Here is a 3,708-nt window from a genome sequence, read left to right on the forward strand (position 1 = left end):
GCTATAATGGAATTATATAAAAATAATCGTATTGAAAATCCATCTGTCGTATTAAATGAAATAAAAACGACTCTTAGTGAAAACGGGAATTATAAAATTGTTTATGATAGAGCTAATAACACTATCATTAAACAAACTAAAGTTGGAAAGGGAACTGCTGTCGCACAAGCGGATAAAGTCGCAGCTCAGGCACAAAAAAATTTACTTGATGAAATTAATAGCTTTACATCGAAATCTCAAGCTAATAAAAATGCAACAATGGTCGGTGCATATGACCCTATGACGGGTAAAATCGCTATAGGCAATAGTAACGCTAATATAACGGCTGAAGCATTACATCCTGAAACAGTAAAGTATATTGAACAGCAATTAGGTGTTAAAATCGGAGAGTTTACTAGTTTTTGTAAAAATAAAGCAGGGGCATGTGCTGAAGTTTCAGCAGCAGATCAGTTAATTCGTCAAGGAGTTGCTCCTGAGAGAATTAAGTTTACTGACGCAGTTAGACCAAGAACGGTCTATGAGCAAGGTAAAATTACGCAAGATTCAATTATAAAGCCTTGTGAAAATTGTCAGATAACATGGCCGAAGGATAAATAGATATGAGTATTTTAAATATACATTGGAAACCCGAATTTGGAACCATATACACTTGGTTTGCTATGGATAAATTCGGTCGAATTGCTGTGATGGTAAACAATTGTTTTGGTAATTTACCTAAAGCTCTTCTGTCAATCAATAATTTAGAATTATTATTAGACCAATTAACTGATTATATGTGGGAAGAATCAGAAATATTTAAGTCCTACCCTAAAAATAAATGTGGTAGGACTGTATTAGATCTTTATTCAGGTTTAAGATTTGATTATTTACCAACTAGAAAAGATGTTGAACAACTTATACAAGAACGTTCTCACTACGAACAAAAACCAATTGAATGTAACTTACCATCAAGGAAAGGCTTTTTTGTTTATCATGGAATTGAAGGTAGTTTTGAAGGTGAAGATTATCCTGTTGGCTTTAATGGTAATACTAAAATGGGGGACTATTTCAGGTATTTGATACCAACCGTCTATGCCTCAATTGAAGATTTTCCTGAAGAATTACGTCATGGAATAGCCGTTTCTGACATGGTTGATTTTACCACTGATAGATTGCTTGATAATGATAAAATCAACGAATATTTCCCTAGAATGTATCAGCAATAAATGATAAACCCTGCAAATGCAGGGTTTATTTTTTCAAATTCAAGTTAAGCTCATAAGGAGGCAACTAGAACAATATCTAAAGGCTATAAAGTTTCAAATGGAGCGGATAAAGTTATAGATAAAGCTGATTTGGAAAATCCAATTGTTCAATCTCGTATTAATATTAAAAAAAAGAAATCGGATTGCAACGTTAGATGAAAATGGGAGTGTGCTAAGAAAATGAATAAATTAATTGACAGTTTTTTATCGATAGATTTTGATGATGATAGTTTTATGGATGCCTATAATGTAATAACTATTTCCTATTTTGACCATTATTTAAATGAAGAGGAATATTGTAAAGCAGAATTAGTTTGTTATTCTGATGTTAAAAGCAATGTTGAAAAAGAAAAATTATTCAACAATATTGAAAATAAATTTATAAAATTATATGAATCATTATATTATTTATCAGACAAACAAGAGCTTGTATGTATCAATGGTAATTTGTATCCATTGAATTTTGATGAATATAAGTTAGCGGTAAGAAATGCGATGAAAGAAAAGCCACTATGTCAAATTTTGTATCCCTCATTACTTATGTTTTCTGTTGCCGGTTATGATTTAACACATCAGTTTTTCTTTTTAAAAGATAACGATGAGTTAGTATCACTCCAAAAAACAATAAAAAATTTGGTAGACAGTGTAGGCCTTAATATTATCCAATAAATGAAGAGTAACTTACAAATAATCATTCAAGCCATTTCTGCGATCCTTATCGCAGAACAGAACTAATCATTTATCAACTATGTAATCTACTTCGCAAGTTGGTCAATTAATTTGTCTTTTTTAGTGGTAATGGTGACAGGTTGGTCTGTATTGAATCCGAGTTCATTTAGCCAGTTGCCTTTAAGATAAAGCGCAGCGTATTTGCTGTAGTTGGTTGCCATTAGAGTGTCTTTGTCTTGATAGCGAATATTGAAGTAGCCAACGGTGTAGTGGCGTGGTTTATCTTTAGCTACTCTGTTTTTGGGTTTGACTATGAATATATATATTTAATAAAAAATAGGCTACGTAATGAAATATAATATAGATTGTACAGATAGTTATGAGTATTTAATTGATTTTGATAATTTAAGTGGAATAAGAAATTATTCGTCTTTACCTGAAATTGATCAGGAAACCTCAACTTGCCTCGTACATTTAGAAAATTTATCTGTAAATATGTACGATAAAGTATGGCGAGATCAGATACTTTCAATCAATATTAAAAGTAAGATTAATATTGATGAAGACTTAATCATTTTAGCCAAAAAAGCTAAGCTTGTTATAGAAAATATACGTTGTTATGATCTTATGGTTATTCATGATGAGAATAATTATTATTATTCGTCTGGATTACAATTTAATACTAAAGATCGTCTTATATCATTAGGTGGCTATGATATAGAACACTTGGATTCCAATATTTATAGTCGGGTTATTTTTAAAGGTAAAGTTTTTCTTGAATTAGAAGAGGAAAATATCATTCCCTTAATGATAGGATGTGATGATCAAATTGGTTATCAAGGTATACAAAAAATAAATAACGAAAAAGAAACAGAAGTCATGAAAAAGAATAAATCAATGGATTTAAAACGTTTTAATTCTATAAGATCATCAATATGGGAATTTGACTTTTTCATGAATTATTTTGTTAGTCAAGATGGTTATCATGAAGCAATTAAAAGTTATGTGTAGACTTCATTTTAAAATTTATGTGACAAATCAAGCTAAAGTATATTAGCTGAAATGGGAACAACTGCCAATAAACCATTAGACAAAACACATTTAGAGCTACAACACAGAAAAGTAAATGTTTAACTATACTGATTTCACAAATAAATTTAAGATATTATCTGTTGTTATTGAAAGTGAAATAAATAAAAAATATTTATTTAAATTGATAGAGGAAGGAATATCATCTCCAGATGATAGATTAGCTAACGCTACAGCAACAAGGCTTATAGAAGCAATAATCAACAACTCAACATCAAACCCAGAACAATGGAAAAAATTTGAGGAAGGACTATTAAAAATAGTCTAAAGAATATGCTTTAGCTTTTCGTAGTCAATAAGTATTTAAGGAATTCCCCCACCTAATTCGTGTGGATATTACTTATTATCTTTTAGATCTGCAAAGCAAGTTCAATAATTAACTTGCTTTGCTCAATATTAATGATAACAGGGTAGCCTACATAAAAGCTTATTTGGTTATGTTAAGCAGTGGTAGCAGGTTGCCACCTGTTACTGCTACGTTGTTTTGTTTTCCGTCTTATCTAACCAGTAATTTAATCTCCTTCCTGATTAAAAAGTCTTCTAAAAATATCTAAATCACAGTTTTATCTTCCTCTGATAACTTCTTATCAGACTCTATTCTATATGTTAAGCCGCTTAAACGCCGATCCGGACTCGGTGCTTAAGCGCTTAGGTGACGGTTATTATGAACAACAACTGATTAAGGAACAAATCGTTGGTTTGACCG

The 3,708-nt window shown here is 30.8% G+C and carries 6 protein-coding genes; 5 read left to right on the forward strand and 1 reads right to left on the reverse strand.

The genetic code is table 11. From position 1 onward, the window contains the following. The 3 genes from J3U37_RS11900 to J3U37_RS11910 form a co-directional block, all read left to right on the forward strand. Nucleotides 1-597: hypothetical protein (locus tag J3U37_RS11900; RefSeq protein ID WP_267375074.1), on the forward strand; the 597-nt coding region annotated here is incomplete at its 5' end. Between the two features lie 2 nt (nucleotides 598-599). After that, the gene (locus J3U37_RS11905; RefSeq protein ID WP_267375076.1) at nucleotides 600-1,205 is read left to right on the forward strand and encodes a hypothetical protein; all 606 of its coding nucleotides are present in this window, start codon (nucleotides 600-602) and stop codon (nucleotides 1,203-1,205) included. A gap of 219 nt (nucleotides 1,206-1,424) precedes the next feature. Then, entirely contained in the window at nucleotides 1,425-1,913 is a 489-nt protein-coding gene (locus J3U37_RS11910; protein ID WP_267375078.1) for a hypothetical protein, read from the forward strand. 86 nt (nucleotides 1,914-1,999) lie between these two features. Here J3U37_RS11910 and J3U37_RS11915 read toward each other — a convergent pair whose 3' ends face one another. After that, nucleotides 2,000-2,239, reverse strand: a complete 240-nt coding sequence (locus J3U37_RS11915; protein WP_324170104.1) for a SymE family type I addiction module toxin — start codon at nucleotides 2,237-2,239, stop codon at nucleotides 2,000-2,002. A gap of 22 nt (nucleotides 2,240-2,261) precedes the next feature. On the opposite strand from J3U37_RS11915, the gene J3U37_RS11920 reads away from it, so the two are divergent. Both J3U37_RS11920 and J3U37_RS11925 read left to right on the forward strand, forming a co-directional pair. Then, on the forward strand, nucleotides 2,262-2,924 hold the full coding sequence (locus tag J3U37_RS11920) for a hypothetical protein (protein WP_267375080.1): 663 nt from the start codon (nucleotides 2,262-2,264) through the stop codon (nucleotides 2,922-2,924). A gap of 115 nt (nucleotides 2,925-3,039) precedes the next feature. Then, nucleotides 3,040-3,270 carry a hypothetical protein gene (locus J3U37_RS11925; protein WP_267375082.1) on the forward strand — a complete coding sequence of 77 codons (231 nt, stop codon included), beginning with the start codon at nucleotides 3,040-3,042 and terminating at the stop codon, nucleotides 3,268-3,270. Nucleotides 3,271-3,708 lie beyond the last annotated feature (438 nt).

It is taken from the genome of Gilliamella sp. B3172 (assembly GCF_026536465.1).
In the GTDB taxonomy this organism is placed as follows: Bacteria; Pseudomonadota; Gammaproteobacteria; order Enterobacterales; family Orbaceae; genus Gilliamella.

What these genes read in the sequence shown, in the direction of transcription:
- J3U37_RS11905 (WP_267375076.1), top strand. Translation starts at nt 600, where the DNA reads ATGAGTATTTTAAATATACATTGGAAACCCGAATTTGGAACCATATAC.
- J3U37_RS11910 (WP_267375078.1), top strand. Translation starts at nt 1,425, where the DNA reads ATGAATAAATTAATTGACAGTTTTTTATCGATAGATTTTGATGATGAT.
- J3U37_RS11920 (WP_267375080.1), top strand. Translation starts at nt 2,262, where the DNA reads ATGAAATATAATATAGATTGTACAGATAGTTATGAGTATTTAATTGAT.
- J3U37_RS11925 (WP_267375082.1), top strand. Translation starts at nt 3,040, where the DNA reads ATGTTTAACTATACTGATTTCACAAATAAATTTAAGATATTATCTGTT.